1 pseudogene is annotated in these 232 nt (G+C 71.6%); it reads left to right on the plus strand.

The window, feature by feature from the left end:
* Positions 1–82: 82 nt before the first annotated feature.
* Positions 83–232 (plus strand): annotated as a pseudogene (locus tag EXE44_RS21805) (ribonuclease H); the annotation flags it as partial.

Below are 232 nucleotides of genomic sequence, written 5' to 3' on the forward strand. Positions count from 1 at the left end.
GGTGCCCGCGCCTTTTTGTCTCGGCCTCCCGATACGCCGGTAATGGATCGACAGGGAGCGCGGCCGTCGACGGAGGGGTGAGGTGGACCGACTCCCCACGAAGGGGCTCTCGCCGCTCGCGAGGCGGGTCGACGACGTGCTCGCGCGGTACGGCTACGAGATCGGCCCCGCCATCGAGGCGATCGACGACGCCGTGACCGGGTACGGCGGCCTGTTCGACCCGGGGACGAGC

It is taken from the genome of Halorubrum sp. SS7, from assembly GCF_005435055.1.
In the GTDB taxonomy this organism is placed as follows: domain Archaea; phylum Halobacteriota; class Halobacteria; order Halobacteriales; family Haloferacaceae; genus Halorubrum; species Halorubrum salinarum.